17 protein-coding genes and 1 pseudogene are annotated in these 19562 nt (G+C 58.0%); 10 read left to right on the top strand and 8 right to left on the bottom strand.

Annotated elements, in window-relative coordinates; translation table 11 throughout:
• Nucleotides 1-10: 10 nt before the first annotated feature.
• Complete coding sequence (locus AC0L8G_RS14335) at nucleotides 11-2194, bottom strand: PQQ-dependent dehydrogenase, methanol/ethanol family (protein WP_473384857.1); 2184 nt, start codon at nucleotides 2192-2194, stop codon at nucleotides 11-13.
• 252 nt (nucleotides 2195-2446) lie between these two features.
• On the opposite strand from AC0L8G_RS14335, the gene AC0L8G_RS14330 reads away from it, so the two are divergent.
• Nucleotides 2447-3415 (top strand): helix-turn-helix domain-containing protein, encoded by a 969-nt coding sequence (locus tag AC0L8G_RS14330; RefSeq protein ID WP_473384856.1) that lies wholly within the window; start codon nucleotides 2447-2449, stop codon nucleotides 3413-3415.
• 9 nt (nucleotides 3416-3424) lie between these two features.
• On the opposite strand, the pseudogene mdlC reads toward AC0L8G_RS14330, so the two are convergent.
• The 3 genes and pseudogenes from mdlC to desA form a co-directional block, all read right to left on the bottom strand.
• Nucleotides 3425-4995 (bottom strand): annotated as a pseudogene (mdlC, locus tag AC0L8G_RS14325) (benzoylformate decarboxylase).
• On the bottom strand, nucleotides 4985-6310 hold the full coding sequence (locus tag AC0L8G_RS14320; protein ID WP_473384855.1) for an MFS transporter: 1326 nt from the start codon (nucleotides 6308-6310) through the stop codon (nucleotides 4985-4987). Before AC0L8G_RS14320 ends, mdlC begins: the two are co-directional and overlap by 11 nt.
• A gap of 159 nt (nucleotides 6311-6469) precedes the next feature.
• Nucleotides 6470-7864 (bottom strand): syringate O-demethylase, encoded by a 1395-nt coding sequence (desA, locus tag AC0L8G_RS14315; RefSeq protein ID WP_473384854.1) that lies wholly within the window; start codon nucleotides 7862-7864, stop codon nucleotides 6470-6472.
• Nucleotides 7865-8111: 247 nt separating this feature from the next.
• On the opposite strand from desA, the gene AC0L8G_RS14310 reads away from it, so the two are divergent.
• The gene (locus AC0L8G_RS14310) at nucleotides 8112-9638 is read left to right on the top strand and encodes an AMP-binding protein (RefSeq protein WP_473384853.1); all 1527 of its coding nucleotides are present in this window, start codon (nucleotides 8112-8114) and stop codon (nucleotides 9636-9638) included.
• Between the two features lie 3 nt (nucleotides 9639-9641).
• Here the strand turns inward: AC0L8G_RS14310 and AC0L8G_RS14305 are convergent, their stop codons facing one another.
• A complete protein-coding gene (locus tag AC0L8G_RS14305) occupies nucleotides 9642-10475 on the bottom strand; it encodes a helix-turn-helix transcriptional regulator (protein ID WP_473384852.1) in 834 nt (277 codons plus the stop codon).
• 206 nt (nucleotides 10476-10681) lie between these two features.
• Here AC0L8G_RS14305 and AC0L8G_RS14300 point away from each other — a divergent pair, with 206 nt between their 5' ends.
• Both AC0L8G_RS14300 and AC0L8G_RS14295 read left to right on the top strand, forming a co-directional pair.
• Nucleotides 10682-11560 (top strand): beta-keto acid cleavage family enzyme, encoded by an 879-nt coding sequence (locus AC0L8G_RS14300; RefSeq protein ID WP_473384851.1) that lies wholly within the window; start codon nucleotides 10682-10684, stop codon nucleotides 11558-11560.
• 42 nt (nucleotides 11561-11602) lie between these two features.
• Complete coding sequence (locus AC0L8G_RS14295) at nucleotides 11603-12481, top strand: SDR family oxidoreductase (protein ID WP_473384850.1); 879 nt, start codon at nucleotides 11603-11605, stop codon at nucleotides 12479-12481.
• A gap of 17 nt (nucleotides 12482-12498) precedes the next feature.
• Here AC0L8G_RS14295 and AC0L8G_RS14290 read toward each other — a convergent pair whose 3' ends face one another.
• A complete protein-coding gene (locus AC0L8G_RS14290; RefSeq protein WP_473388947.1) occupies nucleotides 12499-12807 on the bottom strand; it encodes a hypothetical protein in 309 nt (102 codons plus the stop codon).
• Between AC0L8G_RS14290 and AC0L8G_RS14285 the strand changes: the two genes are divergently transcribed.
• The 3 genes from AC0L8G_RS14285 to AC0L8G_RS14275 are packed head-to-tail and all read left to right on the top strand — an operon-like array spanning nucleotide 12718 to nucleotide 15022.
• Nucleotides 12718-13890, top strand: a complete 1173-nt coding sequence (locus tag AC0L8G_RS14285; protein WP_473388877.1) for an MFS transporter — start codon at nucleotides 12718-12720, stop codon at nucleotides 13888-13890. The two genes, AC0L8G_RS14290 and AC0L8G_RS14285, sit on opposite strands and share 90 nt — an antisense overlap.
• Before the next feature lie 21 nt (nucleotides 13891-13911).
• Nucleotides 13912-14460 carry a 2,4'-dihydroxyacetophenone dioxygenase family protein gene (locus AC0L8G_RS14280; RefSeq protein WP_473384849.1) on the top strand — a complete coding sequence of 183 codons (549 nt, stop codon included), beginning with the start codon at nucleotides 13912-13914 and terminating at the stop codon, nucleotides 14458-14460.
• Nucleotides 14461-14482: 22 nt separating this feature from the next.
• Complete coding sequence (locus tag AC0L8G_RS14275) at nucleotides 14483-15022, top strand: 2,4'-dihydroxyacetophenone dioxygenase family protein (RefSeq protein ID WP_473384848.1); 540 nt, start codon at nucleotides 14483-14485, stop codon at nucleotides 15020-15022.
• 55 nt (nucleotides 15023-15077) lie between these two features.
• Here the strand turns inward: AC0L8G_RS14275 and AC0L8G_RS14270 are convergent, their stop codons facing one another.
• Nucleotides 15078-15986, bottom strand: coding sequence for an SDR family NAD(P)-dependent oxidoreductase (locus tag AC0L8G_RS14270; protein WP_473384847.1), 909 nt, complete (start codon nucleotides 15984-15986; stop codon nucleotides 15078-15080).
• 17 nt (nucleotides 15987-16003) lie between these two features.
• The gene (locus AC0L8G_RS14265) at nucleotides 16004-16615 is read right to left on the bottom strand and encodes an NAD(P)-dependent oxidoreductase (protein ID WP_473384846.1); all 612 of its coding nucleotides are present in this window, start codon (nucleotides 16613-16615) and stop codon (nucleotides 16004-16006) included.
• Between the two features lie 391 nt (nucleotides 16616-17006).
• On the opposite strand from AC0L8G_RS14265, the gene AC0L8G_RS14260 reads away from it, so the two are divergent.
• The 3 genes from AC0L8G_RS14260 to AC0L8G_RS14250 are packed head-to-tail and all read left to right on the top strand — an operon-like array spanning nucleotide 17007 to nucleotide 19560.
• Nucleotides 17007-18383, top strand: coding sequence for an MFS transporter (locus AC0L8G_RS14260; protein ID WP_473384845.1), 1377 nt, complete (start codon nucleotides 17007-17009; stop codon nucleotides 18381-18383).
• Between the two features lie 23 nt (nucleotides 18384-18406).
• On the top strand, nucleotides 18407-19126 hold the full coding sequence (locus AC0L8G_RS14255; RefSeq protein ID WP_473384844.1) for a nuclear transport factor 2 family protein: 720 nt from the start codon (nucleotides 18407-18409) through the stop codon (nucleotides 19124-19126).
• A 2-nt stretch (nucleotides 19127-19128) separates the two neighbouring features.
• On the top strand, nucleotides 19129-19560 hold the full coding sequence (locus tag AC0L8G_RS14250; protein WP_473384843.1) for a nuclear transport factor 2 family protein: 432 nt from the start codon (nucleotides 19129-19131) through the stop codon (nucleotides 19558-19560).
• The last annotated feature ends 2 nt before the right edge of the window (nucleotides 19561-19562 follow it).

Raw genomic sequence — 19562 nt, 5'->3', positions numbered from 1 at the left:
GCCCTGCCTATCAGTTAAATCCAAGCCTTGCGTCTTCATTGGCGCGCGCAATGATGTAAGCGCGCAAACTTTCCGCGCTCTCAGCGTCAAGCACGCTGGAGAACGACACCATGCCATTTGCGCTTAACGCGCCGCCAAGCACCACTTCGGCGAATTGCGCCTGATCTTGCGCGATCTCCGAGTAGCGCAAATCGGGCAGGACGCCGGCGCTATGGGCGGCGTCGCCATGACAAACGCCGCAATATTTTCCGTAAAGACGCGCGCCTTCTGCGACGGTCTCCGCCGAGGCTTGCAGCGGCGGCGGCGCAAGGTGACGCGCTTCCACGACCGGCTTGGGCGGCAGGCTGGCGGCGCCGTCGAGGGCGAACACCAGCAAGCGGCTGTTGTTTGACGTGGTGCTGCCGACTGCGCCGAGTTCGCCGGGAGCAAGCGCTTCAACGCCTCCCCAGCCTGCGAGAACGGCGACATATTGCTTGCCGCTGAGTTCAAAGGTCACCGGCGCCGCGACGATGCCGGTCTGCACATCGGTGGACCACAATTCCTCGCCGGTGCTTGCATCAAAGGCGGCGAAGTTTCCGCCTTTCGAGCCCTGAAAGACCAGTCCGCCTGCGGTCGTCACCGTGCCGCCATTGCCGGCGCCCGGATAGGGAACGCCCCAGACTTCCTTTTGGGCGACCGGGTCCCAGGCGACAAGGCGCTCGCCAAGCCCCGCTTTCGCGGCGGCTTTCACTTCCGGGATAGGCGGCAGAGCAGCAGCGGCGAAATCGACGCCATTATTAAAGCCGCGCGGCTCCGGCTTGTAGTTGGGGTCCGGAACATAAGGGAAGCCGCCAATATTGACAGGAATGTAAACCAGTCCGGTCTCCGGATTGTAGCTCATGGAATGCCAGCTATGAGCGCCGCCGGGGCCGGGGAGAACGACAAAGGGAACGCCCGTCTTGTCGAACCGCGCGTCGGGATTTTCAATCGGACGCCCAGTTTCAGGATCGATGCCGGTCGCCCAGTTCACCGGTGCGAAATTATTCGCCGAGATGAATTCGCCAGTCGCCGCGTCGAGCACATAGAAGAAACCGTTCTTTGGCGCCTGCATGACGACCTTGCGCGGGGCGCCGTCGATATTCAGCGTTGCGACAACGATTTGCTGCGTGGCGGTAAAGTCCCAGGTCTCGCCCGGCGTCGTCTGGAAGTGCCAGCGATAGTCGCCCGTGTCAGGGTCAAGAGCGACAATCGACGAAAGGAACAAATTGTCGCCGCCGCCGGGGCTGCGGAAAGACTGGTTCCAGGGCGATCCATTGCCGACGCCGATATAGAGAAGGTTCGTATCCGGATCATAGGCCATGGCGTCCCAGACGGTGCCGCCGCCGCCGAGCTTCCACCATTCGCCGTTCCAGGTTTGCGCGGCCATCGCCATGGCGGAATTTTCGTATCCTTTTCCCGGATCGCCGGGAACGGTGTAAAAGCGCCAGACCACGTCTCCGTCTTCGGCGTCGTAAGCGGTCACATAACCGCGCACGCCGAATTCGGCGCCGCCATTGCCGATAATGACCTTGCCGTTGATGACGCGCGGCGCGCCGGTGATGGTGTAAGGCTTGGCGCGGTCGATCGTGACCTTGCTCCAGACTTCCTTGCCGGTCGCTGCATCGAGTGCGACGAGCCGGCCGTCCAGCGTGCCGAGATAGAGCTTCCCGTTCCACGCGGCGAGGCCGCGATTGACGACGTCGCAACAGGCATGCACCGCCCATTCGCCCGGCACTTCCGGATCGTAAGACCACAGCGCTTCACCGGTAAGCGCGTCGAACGCCTTCACCTTTGACCAGGCGGTGGTGATATACATGACCCCGTCAATGACCAGCGGAGTCGCTTCTTGTCCGCGGTCGGTGTCTAGGTCCTGATACCAGGCGAGCTTCAACTCGCTCACATTGCCGGTGTTGATGCGGTTCAGCGGGCTGAAGCGCTGTTCGCTATAGGTGCGCCCGTGGGACATCCACTGACCGGGTTCGCTATCGGCGCCGAGCAGGCGGGCGGCGTTCACATTTGCGTGGCTGGCGGGGGCGGGGGCGGGCGTTTCGGTCGCCGCCGCCTCGGGCGCCGGGGCCTGTTTTTGCGATTCTCCGCAACCCGAGAGCAGCAATGTTATGCTTAACGTCGTGGCGCCAATAGCCAGCGCCGACCGTGAAAACAGTCGTATAAACATCAGGAAATCCTTCCATTATCCCGTGCTTTGGACGCTGATAACGCCCCGTTCCGCTAAAGGAAACGCCACCTAGGCCGAAGAAACCTGCCTTAAGCGGCGTTGTTGCGATGCAGCATGTTGGTGCGGTGCAGCAACGAATTTTGTCGCGCTGGGGCCAAATTTATGTTTGTCTTACATACAAAATTGCCGTGCCGTATAAATTGTGATACGACATAACAATAACAAAAAAGACCATTCGGGAGGAAATTGAAGATGCTGCATCTATCCACTCGGGATTTCGCCGGCGCGTCGAAAGTTACGCGCTGGAACGACATTGTCGCTGAGGTCTTCACACCGCTTGAAACGCGGCCGTTCTGTCCGGAAGAATTTGAAGGCGCAGTGGATAGCGTTCAGCTAGGTGATGTCTTTCTCGCGAAAGTTACAGCGAGCCCCGCTATAGTAACGCGAACTGCGCGGCACGCCGCATCCAGCCGCGAACGCCATTACTTCTTCCATCAACAGCTTGAAGGCGACATGCGCGTCGCACAGGACGGGCGTGAGGCGTTTTTGAAACAGGGCGATATGGTGCTGACCGACAGCGCTCTTCCGTATACGCTCGAATATCAAACGAATGCCTCGACGCTGGTGATGATTACTTCGCCGAACGAAGTGAAGCGTCGCTTGCCGGCGCCTGAGATCGCGCTCGGTCAGTGCATGAGCGGCTCCACCGGACTTTCCGCAACGCTCTCCGGCATGCTCTCCAGCGTTTGGGATCAGGTCAAGAACGGCATGGACACAGAAATCGGCGAGCGAATCGGCAACAACCTGCTCGACATGTTCGCGACGTCGTGCATGGAAACGTTCGGTTCGCGCATCGCAGACTCCGCTGTCGCCTCGGCGCGCCGCAGCCACATTCGCTGCTACATCGAATCAAATCTGAAAGATCCTGAGTTGACCGTCGCATCGATTGCGGCTGCCTTCCGGATTTCTCCGCGTTACCTGCATATGTTGTTCGCGGAAGAAGAAGAGACGATTTCAGGCTTTATTCGCCGCCGCCGTCTTGAGGAGTGCAAGAAGCGTCTTGCTGATCCGATGTGGCGTCACCGCTCGATCACGGAATTGGCTTACGCCTGGGGCTTTAACAACACGACCCATTTCGCGCGTGTGTTCCGCGAACGCTACGGCGTGTCCCCGCGCGAATATCGCAATGCGAGCATGGCCGAGAAGCAGCCGCTGCACTAGCCGCAGAAATCAGCCGTCATTGACGGCGATATCGATCAGTGATGCGCTGGGATTGGCGAAAGCCTTTTCCAGCGCTTCGCGTAATTGCGCTGCATTTTCCACGCGCTCGGCCGGCATGCCAAATCCTTTGGCGAGGCTGACAAAGTCGAGATCCGGCAAGTCTGTGCCGACTGAAGGCGTCTGCCAGCGCCGGGCAATGCCTTTCAGCGCCTCATATCCGCCATTGCTGAGAATGATATAGGTGACCGGGGCGCCTTCCTGCGCCGCCGACCACAGCGCCTGGATCGTGTAGAGCGACGAGCCGTCACCCAAAAGCGCAATGGTGCGCCGGTCCGGTTGCGCCAAGGCCAGGCCGACGGCGGCGCTGCAGGCGAAACCAAGTCCGCCGGATGCGGTGGCGAAAAAACTTCCCGGATGATCGATGCGAATCCGCGATTGCACCTCGCCGCGCGCGCTGGGCGCTTCTTCGGCGATCTGCGCGTCGGGGGGCGCAGCTCCTGAATGATGCTGATCGCGTGCGCCGTTGTCAGCAGATCTCCGGTAGGCGGCGTTGCGGCGGGGCGCGCTGTTCCCGAATATTTCGGGCGCGCCGCTGATTGCTCGGTCAGTTTACGCATCGCCGCCGCCACGTCGCCAATGATCGCCGACCCGCGCGGGGTATAGGAGGCGGTGTTCGGATCATTGGTGATCTGGAGAATGTCTTTATCGAAACCGCCCGCCAGCGGGTGTTCGAAATGATAGGTGAATGCCGGGCCGCCAATTACGATGACAAGATCATGCGCGGCGAGTGACTGTGCGATGCTGGTTTCGTCGGCGCGCAGGAACCCCGCAAATTGCGCATGAGTTTCCGGAAACGAACAGCGCGGCGACATCGGGCAGGTCCAGACCGGGCAGGCGAGTTTCTCGGCGAAGGCGATCGCTTCTGCCCAGCCGCCGCAACGGTCGATCTCTGGCCCGGCGACGATCACCGGATTTGCGCTTTTAGCGATTTTTTCGGCCGCCTCAGCAATCGCCGCCGCGCTTGCTTCGGGTGCGCCATGAAGCGCGAGCGTTGGAATATTTTCGCAAGGCGCCTCCCAGTCATCTACGGGAAGAGAGACGAAGACCGGGCCGCGCGGCGCCGACATGGCGATAGCATAGGCGCGGGCGAGGGCCTTTGGAACATCTTCCGCGCGCGCTGGCTCACACGCCCATTTCACATAAGGCTTGGGCATCAGCGTCGCGTCGCTTGCGCCGAGAAACGGTTCGGCAAGCAACAGGCTGCGCGCCTGTTGTCCGGCGGTTACGATCAGCGGCGTTTGATTTTTATAGGCGGTGACAAGCGAGCCCATGGCGTGCCCCAGGCCCGCAGCGGAATGCAGATTGACAATGGCGGCCTTGCCGCTCGCCTGCGCATAGCCGTCCGCCATTGAAAGCACTGCGGATTCCTGAAGTCCGAGCACATAGCGGAAGTCATCGGGCCAATCGCGATAAAGCGGCAGCTCCGTTGAGCCGGGATTGCCGAACATGACGGTCATGTCGGTCCGGCGCAGAAAATCGATGACGGCGTCTCTTACTGTGTTCATGGGATCAGTCTTCATGCTCTTTGAGGCGAACCGGGAACAGGAACAATGCGCCGACCGCCGCCGTGATTCCGATCACTGTCAAAACCGAACCGGCCTTAAGGCCCGTATCCAACAGGACGCCGCCAAGGATCGGGCCGACAATGCCGCCTGCGCGGCCCATGGCGATGGCGAGGCCGCATCCGGTTACGCGTAGTCTTACGGGGAAGGCCCGGGCGAGAAAGGCGTATAGCCCGACAATGCCGCCCATGATGAATATGCCGAGGATGAACGCAACGATGCGGAACTTGCCCGGATCATCAACGGTTGCGGCGAAAACGGCAAGCATGACGGAGGTGCCGACCATGGCGATGATCGCAAGCCGTTTGAGGCCGAGATAGGGGGCGGCTAACCCCATGGCGATACCTCCCAGAACGCCGCCAAGGCTGGTGATAGCGGAAGCCGCGATGGCGGTGGAGATCGGATAACCCGCATCCGTCATGATCACCGGCAGCCATCCGGTGAAAAAGTAGAACGCCATGATGTGCAGGAAATATGCAGTGATCAGCAAAATGGTGAGAAAGCGCAGATCCTTGCTGAACAATTCGCGCGGGTCTGCGGATTTTGGTTTCATATCCGCCGCATGCGCTTCCTGGACAGATTGATGGTCAAGCCGCTTCAAGGTCGCGTTGATTTTCTTGAGCGCATTCGGTCCGCCGCGCGACGCCAGATAGTCGATGGATTCAGGCAGGCCGAACCAGATGATCGGCAAAAAGGCGAGGGTGATCAGCCCGCCGGCGGTGAAGATTGTCCGCCAGCCGCCGATCTGAACCAGTTCCGCTGACATGAAGCCGCCGAGCAGGCCGCCAAGCGGATAGCCGATTGTCATGGCGCTCACGGCGAAGTCGCGGCGCTTTTCGTTTGAAAATTCCGCCGCCACTGCGGTTAGTGACGGGATCATGCCGCCAATGCCGATGCCGGTGAAGATGCGATAAGCGCTGAGCATGGCGATGGAGTCTGCGGTGGCGGTCAACAACATGCCTACCGCCATGATGGCGAGGCAAATCAGGATTACCGGCCTGCGGCCAATGCGATCCGCAACGGGCGCGAGAAAGATGGAGCCTACGGCCATGCCGATAACGCTTGCCGCGATAACGGCGCCGAGGGCCGAGCGGCTGATCGACCAGTCTTCAGAGATGCCGGGCGCTGCGAAGGTGACCGCCAGCACGTCGAAGCCGTCTATCGCATTCAACAGAACAAGAAGGATGATGATGAAGTACTGATACGCGCCCATGGGCTTGTCGTTCAGCACTTTTGATACGCCAGGATTTCCTGAGCCTGCAGATCCGGCCATTCACCGCCCCTTTGTATTTTTTCGTTGTTCTTGAAGCGTATGTTACGCGGCGCGGCTAGGAGGGCGCAACAATAGCCGTCGCCAGCGCGAAGTTTGTGCCGTTAAAAGCAAATCGGCGGCCCGAAGGCCGCCGATTGCAGAAAGCGTTGTGTTTAGCGCTTAGTTTGTGCTGCGCCATCCGTCCACATCCGCATAGGACGTGCGGGCGACTTCGGAATAAGGGACCGGGCTGACGGTCGCCTTGATCGCCGCTTGCGTGTGCGATTCCACGGTCGGCTTGGTAGTGCCGCCATTTTCTTCGCCCCAGACAAAGGTCACTTCCTTGCCTGGCTCTGCATATTTTGCGTCGAGGATCGCGAGCGTCAGCATGCAGCGTTCGTTTGAGCTGTAGCCGACCCATGTTGAAACGCCAGCGGTGGCGTCGCCGGACATCACCCGGTCAAACGGGTGCATGGAGTAAACCGCGGACGGGAATTCCATGAACTTTGCGCGTTCGCCTTTTTCAAGCTGCGAGCCGATGCACTTCATGACGTCCTGGCTGTCGAGCGCGAGCGTCACTTTCTGACGATGGTCTTGCTTGGCTTTTTCTTCCAGCGCTTCGCGGCCGATAAAGTCGTGGTCGAACTTCACGAAGGCGCCGTAGCTCAGGTCCCATGGCGTGAAGTAGTAATCTTCGATCTTGTCAGACACAAAGCTGCCGCCGATGGACGCATTCGCTTCATAGCTCGATCCCGGCAACCATTCGCGGTAGTCTTTCAAGCTGTCGCCGGAATAGACCGCAGGCAGCGGGGAAGGCACCCAGCCGGACTCCAGCGTGTTCGAAGAGTATGCGCGACCGCCCACAAGGCGAAGGCCGAAATCTTCACCGGCTTTGACCAGCGCCGAATGCACAGCTTGATAATCTTCCCACGGGCCATAGAGCTCAAAGCCCGGCTGGCCGGCCATGCCGTGACGCAACGCGCCGACTTTTTTGCCGGCGATGTCGATTGTCGTCATGTTGAAAAATTTGAGTTCCGGCGGCTTTTTGCCAAGCGCTTTTTCCATCGTCGCCATGGCGTTCGGGCCCTGGACCTGGAAGCGGTATGCTTTGCGGCGGCCGTCCGAGCGCATGGCGGTGCGTTCGTCGAGGTCGACCTTTACATCCCATTTTCCTTTTTCAGCCTGGTACATAATCCAGTTGAGCGTCGGAATGCGGCCGACGAGATTGAATTTGTTTTCAGCAAGGTAAAACAGAATGACGTCGCCAATGACATATCCGTCGGGTGTGCAGGGTACGAATTGTTTTGCTTTGTCGACGGTGAAATTCTTGAAGCTGTTGATGCCGAGATAGTTCAGCATCTTGAATGCATCAGGGCCCTCCACGGCGAGATCGGCCATGTGGTAGGACTGGTTGAAGAGGACGCAGGTTTCCTGCCACGCGCGCTGTTCGTCTCGCCAGTTTGTGTACTCGGGAGGAACGCCAGGATAAGCGTTCGGACCGGCCTGAGAGTTGCGCAGCATTTCAACCGGGTTTCCTGCCTTGTTGATTGCCGCTTCGAGATTTTTCGACGTCATTACGTCACGCTCCTTTTTATGATCTGACGAGATTAGCTTTGTGCGGATGTTATCGTATTTGTCGACCCATCACAGGCTAAGATGCGCGAGAAAAACCCATTGCCAGAGAAAGGTGTTATGGGGGGTAATATGATATGTTACATTAAGTATCTTTGGCGCCCGTCCAAGAGTTGAAGCAGTACAAGGGCGAGCTTGTTTTTATCGCCGTGACGGGCGAAACCCGCAGGAAAGTTTAGGGAGACTATGAATGTCTGATGCGATCGATTTTCACGCCAAAACCACGCCCGACAAAGTGGCGATTCTCGATCTGATTTCCGGTGAATCGATCAGCTATGCGACCGCGAATGAGCGGATAGCAAAACTCGCGGGCATGTTGCGCGAGCGGCTGGGCGACAAGCGCGGCGAGCGCATCATCATGCTTTCTCGCAACAGCGCGTTTATGTTGCTGGTGCATTACGCGTGCGCGCGCGCCGGACATATTTTCGTTCCTTTAAACTGGCGCCTCGCGCCGCCGGAAGTCGAAGTGCTGATCGGCGATGCGGCGCCGGCGGCGGTGTTCTGGCAGCCGGAGTTTGAACCGCTTGCAGCGCCAGCGATCGCCAGCGTTTCGAACGATTGCAGCTTCCGCATTGATGATGACGGCTCTGCGATTTTGTCCGGCGCCGATTCCGCTCCGGTCTATAAAGCCGTGAATTCGGACCTGCAGGCGCCGATAACATTGCTGTACACCTCCGGCACATCCGGGCGCGCCAAGGGCGTCATCATCAATTCGAATACGGCGCTTTATTCAAGCCTGAATTACGGGCTGTCGGCTGAGGTCTCTGAATCCTCCGTCTTTTTGTGCGACATGCCGTTATTTCATGTGGCGGGATTGATGGCCGCCTCGCGCACGCCTTTGTTTTATGGCGGCACAGTGCTGGTTTCTCAGAAATTCGACCCCATCATTACCGTCGATAATCTTCTCAATGAGGACTATGGCGTCACGCATTATTTCTGCGTCACGCAAATGGGCGCGATGATGCGGGCGAATAATCCGCCTGAGAAAATCCGGAAATTGTCGCGCCTTAAGGTCATTCAAACGGGCGGCGCGCCAAACCCGCCGGCGGCGGTGCGGCAATGGGCCGAAGACGGCGTTCGTCAGGTTGACGGTTTCGGCATGACCGAGATCGGGTCGGCCTTCAGCATGCCGCCGCAAGATCTCGAACGGATCAAGGCGAAGGCAGGCTCAGTTGGTTTTCCGGCCTTCTGCATGCGCGCCAAGATTATGGGCGCCGACGGGAGGGAAGCAAAAACCGGTGATGTCGGCGAGCTGTGGGTGATGGGCCCGAATGTGACTCCGGGATATTGGAACAGGCCGGAAGAAACCGAAGCTGCATTTCATGACGGATGGTTCAAGACAGGTGATTCTGCGCGCGTCGATGAAGACGGACATTTCTATATCGTTGATCGCACCAAAGACATGTTCATTTCCGGCGGCGAGAATGTGTTTCCGGTTGAAGTGGAAGCGGCGTTGGCGGAGATGCCTGCAATACTTGATTGCGCCGTCATCGGTGTTCCGGACGAACGTTGGGGCGAAGTCGGCGTCGCCTATATTTTGCTGCAGGGCAAGGGTGAAACGCTATCGGCGGAGGATGTGGTGGCGCATGTGAAATCGCGGCTCGCCACATTCAAAGCGCCGAAGTTTGTTGAATTTGTGAGCGAGCTGCCGCGCACCCCGTCGGGCAAAGTGCAAAAGCACAAATTGAAGGACCAGTGGCTGGCGGCGCGGTCTTAGCGGCTATTTCTCAGCGTCGAGCTGGGCTTGCGCTTCGGCGATGCGGGCGCGGCTTTGTTCATCTTCGGGAGCGTAGAAAACCATGCGCTGCCCAAGGGCGCCTTCGATGGCATAGGATGTGTGCCGCAAGTTCACCCGTCCGATGCCCTTGGCGTCGATGGAATGAGACGCTTCGAAACGGTCCATAATATCCGGGCTCTGCCAATACTCATCGAAAGACGGGCAAAGCTCGCGTGCTTGCGCTATCATTTGGTCAAAATAAGTACGGTCTTTTGCGCGGCTGTAATCCCAGCGCAATCGCGCCGTAAGGCGCCGCGCCATGCTTTGATATTCTTCCTGATCGTTGCGGTAGTCGTCCCCGTTAAGAAGTATCAGGAACAAGTTCCGCTCATTGGCGGGCAGCGCGCCATAGTCGCGCAACACTTTCGTGACCAGCTTATTCCATCCGATGACGGACCAATGCTCGTTCAACACGATTGCCGGCACTGAGATTGTATCGAGCAGGAGGCGCGTGCCTTTGCTGATTTCATTATGCAGGGCGGGGGTCAGGGGCGACGGGCGCCCTTGCGCGAGCTGGAACAGGAATTCGCGTTCCTTCTCATCAAGGCGCAAGACGACGCTCAAGTTTTCCAGCACTTCAGTGGAGGGGCGGATGTCGCGGCCCTGTTCAAACCAAGTGTACCAGGTGAGGCTGATGCCGGCGAGCGTCGCCACTTCTTCGCGCCGAAGGCCGGGAGTTCGCCGTCGGCCGGAGGCTGTGACCCCGAAATCCTCTGGGTTGAGCCGTTGCCGCGCATTTCGCAGAAAACGCGAAATTTCTTTCCGATCTGGTTCCATAACTATGATGGTATCCATAATAGTACTGCCTCGCGCCTGCGCGAGACCGCATCCACTTGCGACTTTAAACGAAATCGGATGAGGCATCGGTTCCGGCTAGGTGGATTTCCACTAGCCGCAAAGTGAGGCGCGCCGCGCCGGGCCGGCCTAATTTACACCCAAATGGTACGTTCGCGGGTGACGCCCGCGCTCAATGGAGAAATTCAGTGACAGACAAGGTGTTCATTACCTGCGCCGTGACGGGGTCATCGCCGCTTCCCGATCATCCGAATTTTCCGGTCACGGCGCGCCAGATCGCCGATCAGGGCCTGGCGGCCGCCGAAGCCGGCGCGTCGATCCTTCACATCCATGTGCGCGACCCGGAAACCGGCGGCATGTCCACAGAGCTTGAGCATTACCGTGAAGTGGCGCGTCTTATTCGCGAGAAAAACAATGAGGTGATTTTCAACATCACCACCGGGCCGGGCTGCACCTGGATGCAGAGCGATGAAGATCCCAAAATGCCGGCCAAGGAAGGCACATTGATGTTCACAGCGGAAAAGCGGCTGGAGCATATTCTCGATCTGAAACCGGAGATGTGCACGCTCGACATTTGCACCATGCAGCTTTGGGGCGGCGTCGCCATCAATCTCGATCCGATGATTACGCGCATGGGCGCGATGATCCAGGATGCCGGCGTGCTGCCGGAAATCGAATGCTTTGAAGCGGGCGATTTTGTTTTCGCCGATGATCTGATGGCGAAAGGCGCCATCCCTAAACATGCGCCTTATTCATTCGTCCTCGGAACAAAATACGGCTTGCCCGCGACGACGGAAGCGATGACCTATGCAAAGAACCAGCTCCCTCGCGATGCGCGCTGGACAGGGTTTGGCGTCAGCCGGCATTCCTACCCAATGGCGGCGCAAGCGATTTTGCTTGGCGGTAATGTGCGTTTCGGCTTTGAAGACACCATATATTTGCGCCGGGGCCGCAAGGCGGACGATAACGCCGAGCTTGTGAAGTGGGGCGTCGACATGATCGAAAAACTCGGTCGCGATGTGGCGAGCCCAGGTGAAACGCGCAAAATGCTCGGTCTTTCAGAGTAAGCGCCGCCAAAACACTACATTTAAAATTTTGAGGAGAAGACTGTGACGGATGTGAAGGGCAAAGTCGCTTTTATCACGGGCGGCGGTTCCGGCGTCGGGCTTGGGCAAGCGGAAGTGTTCGGCAAAGCGGGCTGCAAAGTCGCCATCGCCGATATTCGCGACGACCATCTTGCGGCTGCAGTGAAAAGCCTTGCTGAAAAAGGCGTTGAAGCGATGCCGGTCAAGCTCGACATCACCGACCGGGATGCCTATGCCCGCGCCGCCGATGAAGTCGAGGCGAAGCTCGGTCCGGTTCAACTGCTCTTCAATACGGCGGGCGTTTCCATTTTCGGTCCGCTGCAACAAGCGACCACCGAAGACTGGCAGTGGCAGTTGGACGTCAATCTGTGGGGCGTCATCAACGGCGTTCAGACATTCCTGCCGCGCATGCTGAAGCGCGGCGACGATTGCCACATTATCAACACCGCGTCGATGTCCGCATTCGTCGCGCTGCCCGGCACCGGCATTTATTGTACGGCGAAAATGGCGATCCGCGGGTTTTCGGAATGTCTCGCGATGGACCTGAAAGAAACCAGCGTGAAAATCTCCATGCTGTGCCCCGGCGCCGTTGATTCAAACATTCATGAAGCGGTGAAAACCAGACCGGCCCATCTTCAAAAGACAGGCTATTATGGCGAAGACCCCAATGTCATGGCGCATCTGAAAAAGGTCATCGAAGTCGGCATGAAGCCTGCGCGACTGGCTGAATATGTGCTCAAGGGAGTCAAAAAGGACGATCTCTATATTCTTCCCTATCCGGAGTTTCGCCAGACGCTGGAGGATATTCACGCCAGGGTGATGGCTGCGCTGGCGAAACCGGAAGACGACCCGGAATATGAAAAGCGCGTTTCCCACGGCGTTCCGGGAGGGGCCGACAAATAGCGCGTGGTGGCGGGCTATCACAAAAGCAACTGAAAACCATCTGCATTGAGAATATTGCCGCCGGGATAGGTGCGTTTTTGTGCGTTGGCGTTGCGCTTGTGTTCATTGCCATCGTGCATGACCGCCGCTAGCGTGACTGAAAAATCGAAACCACAACAGGCGAGGGACGTGTGGAACAAACGCAGACACCAAAACGGGGGGCGGCATACCAGATAGTTCTGGTCGGACTGCTCAGCTTGAATTTCGGCATCGTCTTCTTTGACCGTAACGCGCTCAATTTCTTGATGCCGTTTGTGCAGCCGGACCTGAACCTTAACAATACGCATGTGGGCATCTTGGCGGCGGCGCTGTCGCTGACCTGGGCGCTGGCCGGATATTTGGTGAGCGCGGCGTCAGACAAGGCGGGCAACCGGAAAGGGTTCCTGCTTGTCGCAATTGTCGCCTTTTCCCTGTGCTCGGTGCTTTCCGGGCTTGCAACGTCGTTCCTGTTGCTGTTTGGCGCGCGGCTGCTGATGGGCGTCGCCGAAGGACCGATCGCGCCCATTTCGCACGCGCTGGTCGTGCGCGAGGTCGATCCGCGCAATCGCGGCCTTGCAATGGGCATCATGCAGAATTTCGGCTCCAACTTTTTCGGATCCTTCGTGGCGCCCGTGGTGCTAGTCGCGATCGCCGCCGCGTGGGGCTGGCGCAGCGCGTTTTTCCTCGCGGGCGTGCCGGGCATTGTTACGGCCTTGCTGATCTGGAAATTTATCGACGAGCCGCCAGCGGCGAAAAAGGAAGAACGCGAAGCCAATCCGATGACGCTGAAGGAAGCCTTTTCGCACAAGAATATTGTCGTCTGTGCAATCGTTTCTGTGTTGCTGGTCTCCTATCTGGTCATCACCTGGGCCTTCATGCCGCTATATCTGACGCAGGAAAAAGGCGTCGAACCTCAGACCATGGGCTGGCTCATGGGAACGCTCGGCATTTCGGCGACGCTTGGCAGTTTTTTGATCGCCGGTCTTTCCGACCGGATCGGACGAAAACCGGTGCTTGTGGTGGTGCCGTTTCTGGGCGTCCTCTTGCCCTTGGGCGCGATGTTCTTTGACGGGTCGGCCTGGGCGCTTGCGGCGATTTTCTTTGTCGGTTGGGCGCTCAATGGATGCTTTCCCTTGTTCATGGCGACGGTGCCGTCCGAGACAATCAAGTCGGGCCACATTGCAACGGTGCTGGCGCTGGTGATGGCGACGGGCGAGGTTTTCGGCGGCGTGTTGTCGCCTTTCTTTGCCGGGGTGGCTGCTGATAAGTTTGGGCTGTCGGCGCCGCTTTGGATCATTTGCGGTTTCGCCGTCGCGGCTGGACTGGTCGCGATGTTCCTGACCGAGACCGCGCCGATCAAGCGCGCAAAGGCGGAAGCCGCCGCTGCGTGATCAGATTAAAGGAGTAAGGCTATGGCGAAAGTAGACGATGCGACGATGAAGGCGCCGCCATCCGGCGAGTTCAAGATTGTTGACGTGCCCGAGCCATTTAAAGAGCTCATCAAGCGGCGCGGCGTAGAAGGCACCTTTGTCGGCTCTGCGCTGGAAGAGAGCCCGTGGGTTCCGTTCGGAGAAAACGCGGCGATCCGTTATCTCGCTTTCGATGTGCGCAACAACTGGGTCGGCAACATTCTCTGGGTCAAGTCACCGGGCGTTGTCAGCACGCATAAGCATCGCGGGCAGGTGCTGATGGTCTGTCTGGAAGGAAGCTTTCGTTATCTCGAATATGACTGGGTGGCGAAGCCCGGCGCATTCATTCACGAAATGCCCGGCGAAGCGCATACGCTCGTTACCGACGACCCGAATGGCGTCAAGCTCTTTGGCTGGATGCAAGGCGCCAATGAGTTTTATGATGAGAATGGCGTATTGATCGACACGGTCGATGTCTGGTGGTTCCTCGATCACTATGAAAGCTATTGCGAGGAACACGGCATTCCGATCAACAAACAACTTTATATTTAGCGCGGGAAGAGGGAGTCACATTATGAGCAATATTGGATCGCTTTCGAAAACCGCAGCGAATTACAAAATCATCGAAGTGCCGGAAAAGCACAAAAAACGGGTCGACGCACATATCATTCCGGGCGGCTTTGTCGGTCATGAAGAAGTCGACAGTCCCTGGATTCCGTTTGGCGACAATGCCGCAATCCGCCATCTCGCATTTGATGTTCGTCAGAACTGGTATGGCAACATTCTCTGGATCAAGTCGCCGGGCGTCATCGGCACGCATAAGCATCGCGGGCAGGTGATCATGATGTGCCTTGAGGGCAGTGTCCGGTATCTGGAGTATGACTGGATCGCCCATCCGGGCGACTTCATTTCAGAAACACCGGGACAAGCCCATACGCTTGTCACTGAGCATCCGGACGGCGTGAAACTGTTTGGCTGGATGCAAGGCTCAAATGAATTTTACGACGACAAGGGCAATCATGTCGAAACCCTCGACGTGTGGTGGTTCATGAATCACTATGAGACCTATTGCCGTGAAAACGATTTGCCGATCAACGAACAGCTCTACCGCTAGGGCGGGAGCTTGGTCATAGGAAAGCGCCCTGACCGTTAAGGTCAGGGCGCTTTTTTTATTTCTGGTAGCGTTTGGCGTCCAGCTCCTGGCGCGCATCGCGATATTTCATCATCGCCGCATTGCGTTTCGCCTGGCCTTCCTTGTCGCTGTCAATCGGCGGCAGCGCATCAAGCGCCTGTTTGAAGATCATCTCCAGCATCGGCCGCGATTCCGGGTAGGGGATGATGTAGAATTGATCTTTTTCCATCGCATCTTTGACGTGACCTGCGAGTTCTTCAGGTTCCATGCCTTGCGAATAGATGTCGCGCAGCGCATTTAGCTCGTCCTGGTCCACAGCATAGCCGGAATTGGAAAGATGCGCCGGGCGCGTATCAACCGACTCCGCGATGTTGGAGCGTATATTTGCGGGGCACAGAACCGACACGCCAATGCCATAAGGCGTCAGCGCGTCTTTCATGGCCATGGTGATGCCATGCACCGCAAATTTCGATGCGGAATAAATGCCGGCGACGCTCGCCGCCACAAAGCAACCGAGTGAAGCGGTGTTGACGATGTAACCGCCCTTGCCGCGTTCAATCATGCGCGGCACGAAGGTCTGCATGCCGTTGACGACGCCGTTGAAATTAACGTCCATGATCCAGTCATAATCGTCATAGGTGGCTTTTTCCAGCGGACCGAAGATTGAAACGCCGGCGGTGTTGAACAGCAGGTCCACCGGTCCGAAGACTTTTTCCGTTTCGTCCGCCGCGGCGGCATATGCTTTACGGTCTGTGATGTCGAGTTCGATGCCATGGGCTTCGATCCCGCGCGCCTTGAGTTTTTCAAGCGCCTCATCAATCGCCTTGCGGCGTATGTCGGCGATGACGATGCGGCAGCCGGCGTCGCCGAAGACGCATGCTTGTCCGAAGCCGGCGCCGGAGGCGCCGCCGGTGATGAAGGCGGTCTTTCCCGCGAAATCCTTCATTGCTGTTTCCTTGTTTTTTAGTAGCCGACAGTGAAGCGCTTGCCTTGATGTTTCGGCGTTTCGGCCTCATCAATCATGGCGATGGCGTAGTCTTCATAGCTGATATGGCTTTTGCTATCTGCATCCTTGAGCACAACATCGTCGCCGAGGCGGAATTTGCCGGTGCGCTCGCCCGGTCCGATGACGATAGAAGGTGACAGGTAAGTCCAATCATCCGTTCCCGACGCAATAAGTTCGTTTTTCACTTTGCGCGCCGGTTCCGCTTCGATTTTGACTTCGGCGGGAAAGCCCGGCGTGTCGATGAGAGCGGGACCGCCGGGTTCGGCGCTGAGCGACGCCGCGCCGCCGACAATCAGCAATCGCGGCGCATCGGATTTGCGGAATGTCGCCAGCGCCTTGTTGTAGTCGAATCCGTTAAAGCGCAGCGAGAAGATCACCGCATCATGCCCGTTGAGCAGCTTCGCAGTGTCTTCACTGACAATGTCAGCCGCGGCAACGGTCAGGTTTTCATGCGCGGGCAGCGCTTTTTTGTTTCGCGCAAGCGCTGTGACCTGATGACCCCGCGACAGCGCCTCAGCGGTAAGCCTTTGGCCGACATTTCCCGTTGCGCCGACTATTGCGATTTTCATGTGTCCCTCCCATTGGGCTGCAAGATTGGGAAGGGAGCGTAAACACGGAGGCGGGAGCTTCGCCACCGCACGGGAAACAACTGTTTAACCGAGGGGCCGATATCGGGCGCCAGGCGCCGCCCATTCGGCTGTGCGCGAAAAGAAAAACCCTATGCGCATAGAGGCGCAAGCAGACCGTTCCAGAACTGTTGTGGCCGGCCAAACAACTGGCAAAGGAGGGCGGTTCCTTTATACTTTCAGCCACTTGCGGAAAGCCGCTTCGGCGCCGGCATGCGTCTGTGCGCGATCCGGACGGGAGCGGATTTTCTGTCGGTGGCGCCATAACAAGACAAACCGGCAGGGCTGTCACTTAGCCCATGACGGAGATGAAACGTTCGGGAAGGAACATTTTATGGACAGCGCTGTGGCAGCGGGTGAGGCGGAAGAGAATGCGCCGAAAATAAACGAAGCGGATTATCCGCCGCCGGCGCAGGCGTGGTACTGCGTCGCCATTCTCGCGCTTGCGGTCATGGTGAATTTCCTTGATCGCGGAATTCTCAACTTGCTGATCGAGCCGATCAAAGCCGATCTCGGCCTTTCCGACACGCAGATCAGTCTCATTGTCGGCGCCGCCTTCACGATCTTTTACGCCATTTTCGGCTGGCCGGTCGCAGTGTTGGTCGACCGGCTAAGCCGCAAGCACATGATGGCGGCGGGCATTGCTATATTTGGACTGATGACGACGTTATCCGGTCTTGCGTCAAATTTTTGGCATCTCTTCCTTGCGCGCGTCGGTATCGGTGTCGGGGAAACAACGAGCGGACCGTCGGCCTATTCGCTTCTTTCCGATTATTTTCCGCCGCACAAATTGCCGCGCGCAATCGCGGTGATGAATCTTGGCTTCGTCGCCGGCGTCGGTTTTTCCATGATCATTGGCGGCGTCATCATCAGCTTTGTCGGTACGAGCGGCGGCTATGATCTGCCTTTCGGCATGCATCTGCGCGGTTGGCAGGTTGTGCTTATCCTGGTCGGCATACCGGGCTTTATCGTTTCCGGACTGATGTTGACCGTAAAGGAGCCGAAGCGGCGCGGCGTTGTTCAGAAGGAATCGCGTCCAGCGGGGGAGGTTTTCGGTTTCGTTCTGCACCATTGGAAAGTTTACATTCCGCTCTTTGCAGGGCTCGCCCTCCGTTCGGTTCAGATGTTTGGTCTGCAGACCTGGGGTGCGCCGTTTTACGCCCGCACCTATGGCTGGTCGGGTGTGCAATACGCCTATGTAGCAGGCATAAGTTTGATGATCGCAATGCCGATCGGTCTGTTCGTGGGAAGCTGGCTTGCCGAACGCTGGTGGAAGAACAAGATCTGGGACGCCAATATTCGTATTACGGTTCTGTCGACGGCGGTCGCCGTTCCGTTGGCGATTATGCAGCCCTTGATGCCGTCCCCGTGGTTCGCGGCCGGTATTGGTTTCTTTGCCGCGCTGTTTGGCGGCATGGCGGCGCCGGTTGAAAACGCTGCGCTGCAAAGCGTCACACCAAACCATTTGCGCGGCCAGGTGACGTTCATGTTCCTGTTCATCATGAATGTTATCGGCATGATGATGGGACCGCTGATCGTCTCGACGTTTACGGATCTTGTCTTCTCGGAAGAAAATATCCGTTATTCACTGTTCCTGACGGCGCTCATCATGGGGCCGCCGGCGATATTCATTTTTTGGGCGGGCATGAAGCCGTATGGCCGGGCCATGGCGGCCGGGGGCGTGTTGCAGCCGCCGCCAGCGAAATCGTAGTCAGTTAAGTTAGGGAAGCACCAATGTCAGACGATAAAAAACTGAAGAAACTTGAGAAGCGGCTTGAGGCCGTCGAGCATGAACTCGGCGCGCTGCAAGACGTCAATGCAATCCGTAAAGTGCAATATGCCTACGGCTATTTCATCGACAAATCGCAATATAACGAGGTGGCGGATCTGTTCGCCAAGGACGGCGAAGTCTGGTTCCTCGGCGGAATCTATAAAGGCATTGAAGGCGTCAAGCGCCTCTATATTGAACGCTTTCGCAAGCAGTTCACCAACAACCACAATGGTCCGCGCTATGGCTGGCTTCTGGATCATCCGCAATTGCAGATGATCATCGATGTCGCCGATGACCGCAAAACGGCGAAAGTGCGCGGCCGCTCAATGATGCAGGCGGGCACCCATGAAAGCGCCGAGGGCGATCAGCGCCAATGGTGGGAAGGCGGCATCTATGAAAACGAGTATGTCCGTGAAGACGGCGTCTGGAAAATCTCCAGACTGGCCTATTTCCCGCACTGGCACGGCACCTTCGCTGAAGGCTGGGGCAAGACGCCGATCGACTTCATTCCGATGGCGACGGTTTGTTATCCGGAAGATCCTGTCGGTCCCGACGCGCTGATCGATCCTGCGCCGCGGCTTTGGCCCGCGACGGACATCGTGCCGTTCCACTATCCGCACCCGGTTACCGGCAAGCCTGTCGAGATCGACAACAGCCGCGCCCGCGAAGGCTATAAGGACTAAGCATGACCCCGCAGGACCGCCGCGCCATAGAATGGGAATGCACGCGTCTCATTCATCATTACGCCAACCTGACCGATGCGCATCAGTGGCAAGAGATTGTCGCGCTGTACACGGAAGACGGTTTGATGACGCGGCCGACTGCGCCGGACAGCCCGATCACGGGAAAGAAGGCGTTGCTTGACGCATTTCTTTCCCGGCCGGCCCGTGTCAGCCAGCATGTCTGCGCCAATATTGTCGTTACCGTAGAGAGCGAAACGGAAGCCTCCGCCTATAGCGTAATCCTGCTCTTTCCGGGCAAGGAAAGCGATGATGGCGGACTGCCGATCAAAAACCCCGACGGGCCGCTTGTGGGGTACTACAAGGACCGCTTCTCCCTGACAGATGCGGGGTGGCGGTTCAGCGAGCGGCGCGGCGCGCTAACCTTCAGGCCATAAGG

Source organism: Hyphococcus sp. D3-15 (assembly GCF_055809375.1).
Note: the sequence above shows the minus strand (reverse complement) of the source record. Positions and strands in the feature narration are given on the sequence as shown.

Bases quoted from the DNA above. Each gene is read 5' to 3' on its own strand.
- AC0L8G_RS14335 (WP_473384857.1), bottom strand. From the start codon at position 2,194: ATGTTTATACGACTGTTTTCACGGTCGGCGCTGGCTATTGGCGCCACG.
- AC0L8G_RS14330 (WP_473384856.1), top strand. From the start codon at position 2,447: ATGCTGCATCTATCCACTCGGGATTTCGCCGGCGCGTCGAAAGTTACG.
- AC0L8G_RS14320 (WP_473384855.1), bottom strand. From the start codon at position 6,310: ATGGCCGGATCTGCAGGCTCAGGAAATCCTGGCGTATCAAAAGTGCTG.
- desA (WP_473384854.1), bottom strand. From the start codon at position 7,864: ATGACGTCGAAAAATCTCGAAGCGGCAATCAACAAGGCAGGAAACCCG.
- AC0L8G_RS14310 (WP_473384853.1), top strand. From the start codon at position 8,112: ATGTCTGATGCGATCGATTTTCACGCCAAAACCACGCCCGACAAAGTG.
- AC0L8G_RS14305 (WP_473384852.1), bottom strand. From the start codon at position 10,475: ATGGAACCAGATCGGAAAGAAATTTCGCGTTTTCTGCGAAATGCGCGG.
- AC0L8G_RS14290 (WP_473388947.1), bottom strand. From the start codon at position 12,807: ATGCGTATTGTTAAGGTTCAGGTCCGGCTGCACAAACGGCATCAAGAA.
- AC0L8G_RS14280 (WP_473384849.1), top strand. From the start codon at position 13,912: ATGGCGAAAGTAGACGATGCGACGATGAAGGCGCCGCCATCCGGCGAG.
- AC0L8G_RS14275 (WP_473384848.1), top strand. From the start codon at position 14,483: ATGAGCAATATTGGATCGCTTTCGAAAACCGCAGCGAATTACAAAATC.
- AC0L8G_RS14270 (WP_473384847.1), bottom strand. From the start codon at position 15,986: ATGAAGGATTTCGCGGGAAAGACCGCCTTCATCACCGGCGGCGCCTCC.
- AC0L8G_RS14265 (WP_473384846.1), bottom strand. From the start codon at position 16,615: ATGAAAATCGCAATAGTCGGCGCAACGGGAAATGTCGGCCAAAGGCTT.
- AC0L8G_RS14260 (WP_473384845.1), top strand. From the start codon at position 17,007: ATGGACAGCGCTGTGGCAGCGGGTGAGGCGGAAGAGAATGCGCCGAAA.
- AC0L8G_RS14255 (WP_473384844.1), top strand. From the start codon at position 18,407: ATGTCAGACGATAAAAAACTGAAGAAACTTGAGAAGCGGCTTGAGGCC.
- AC0L8G_RS14250 (WP_473384843.1), top strand. From the start codon at position 19,129: ATGACCCCGCAGGACCGCCGCGCCATAGAATGGGAATGCACGCGTCTC.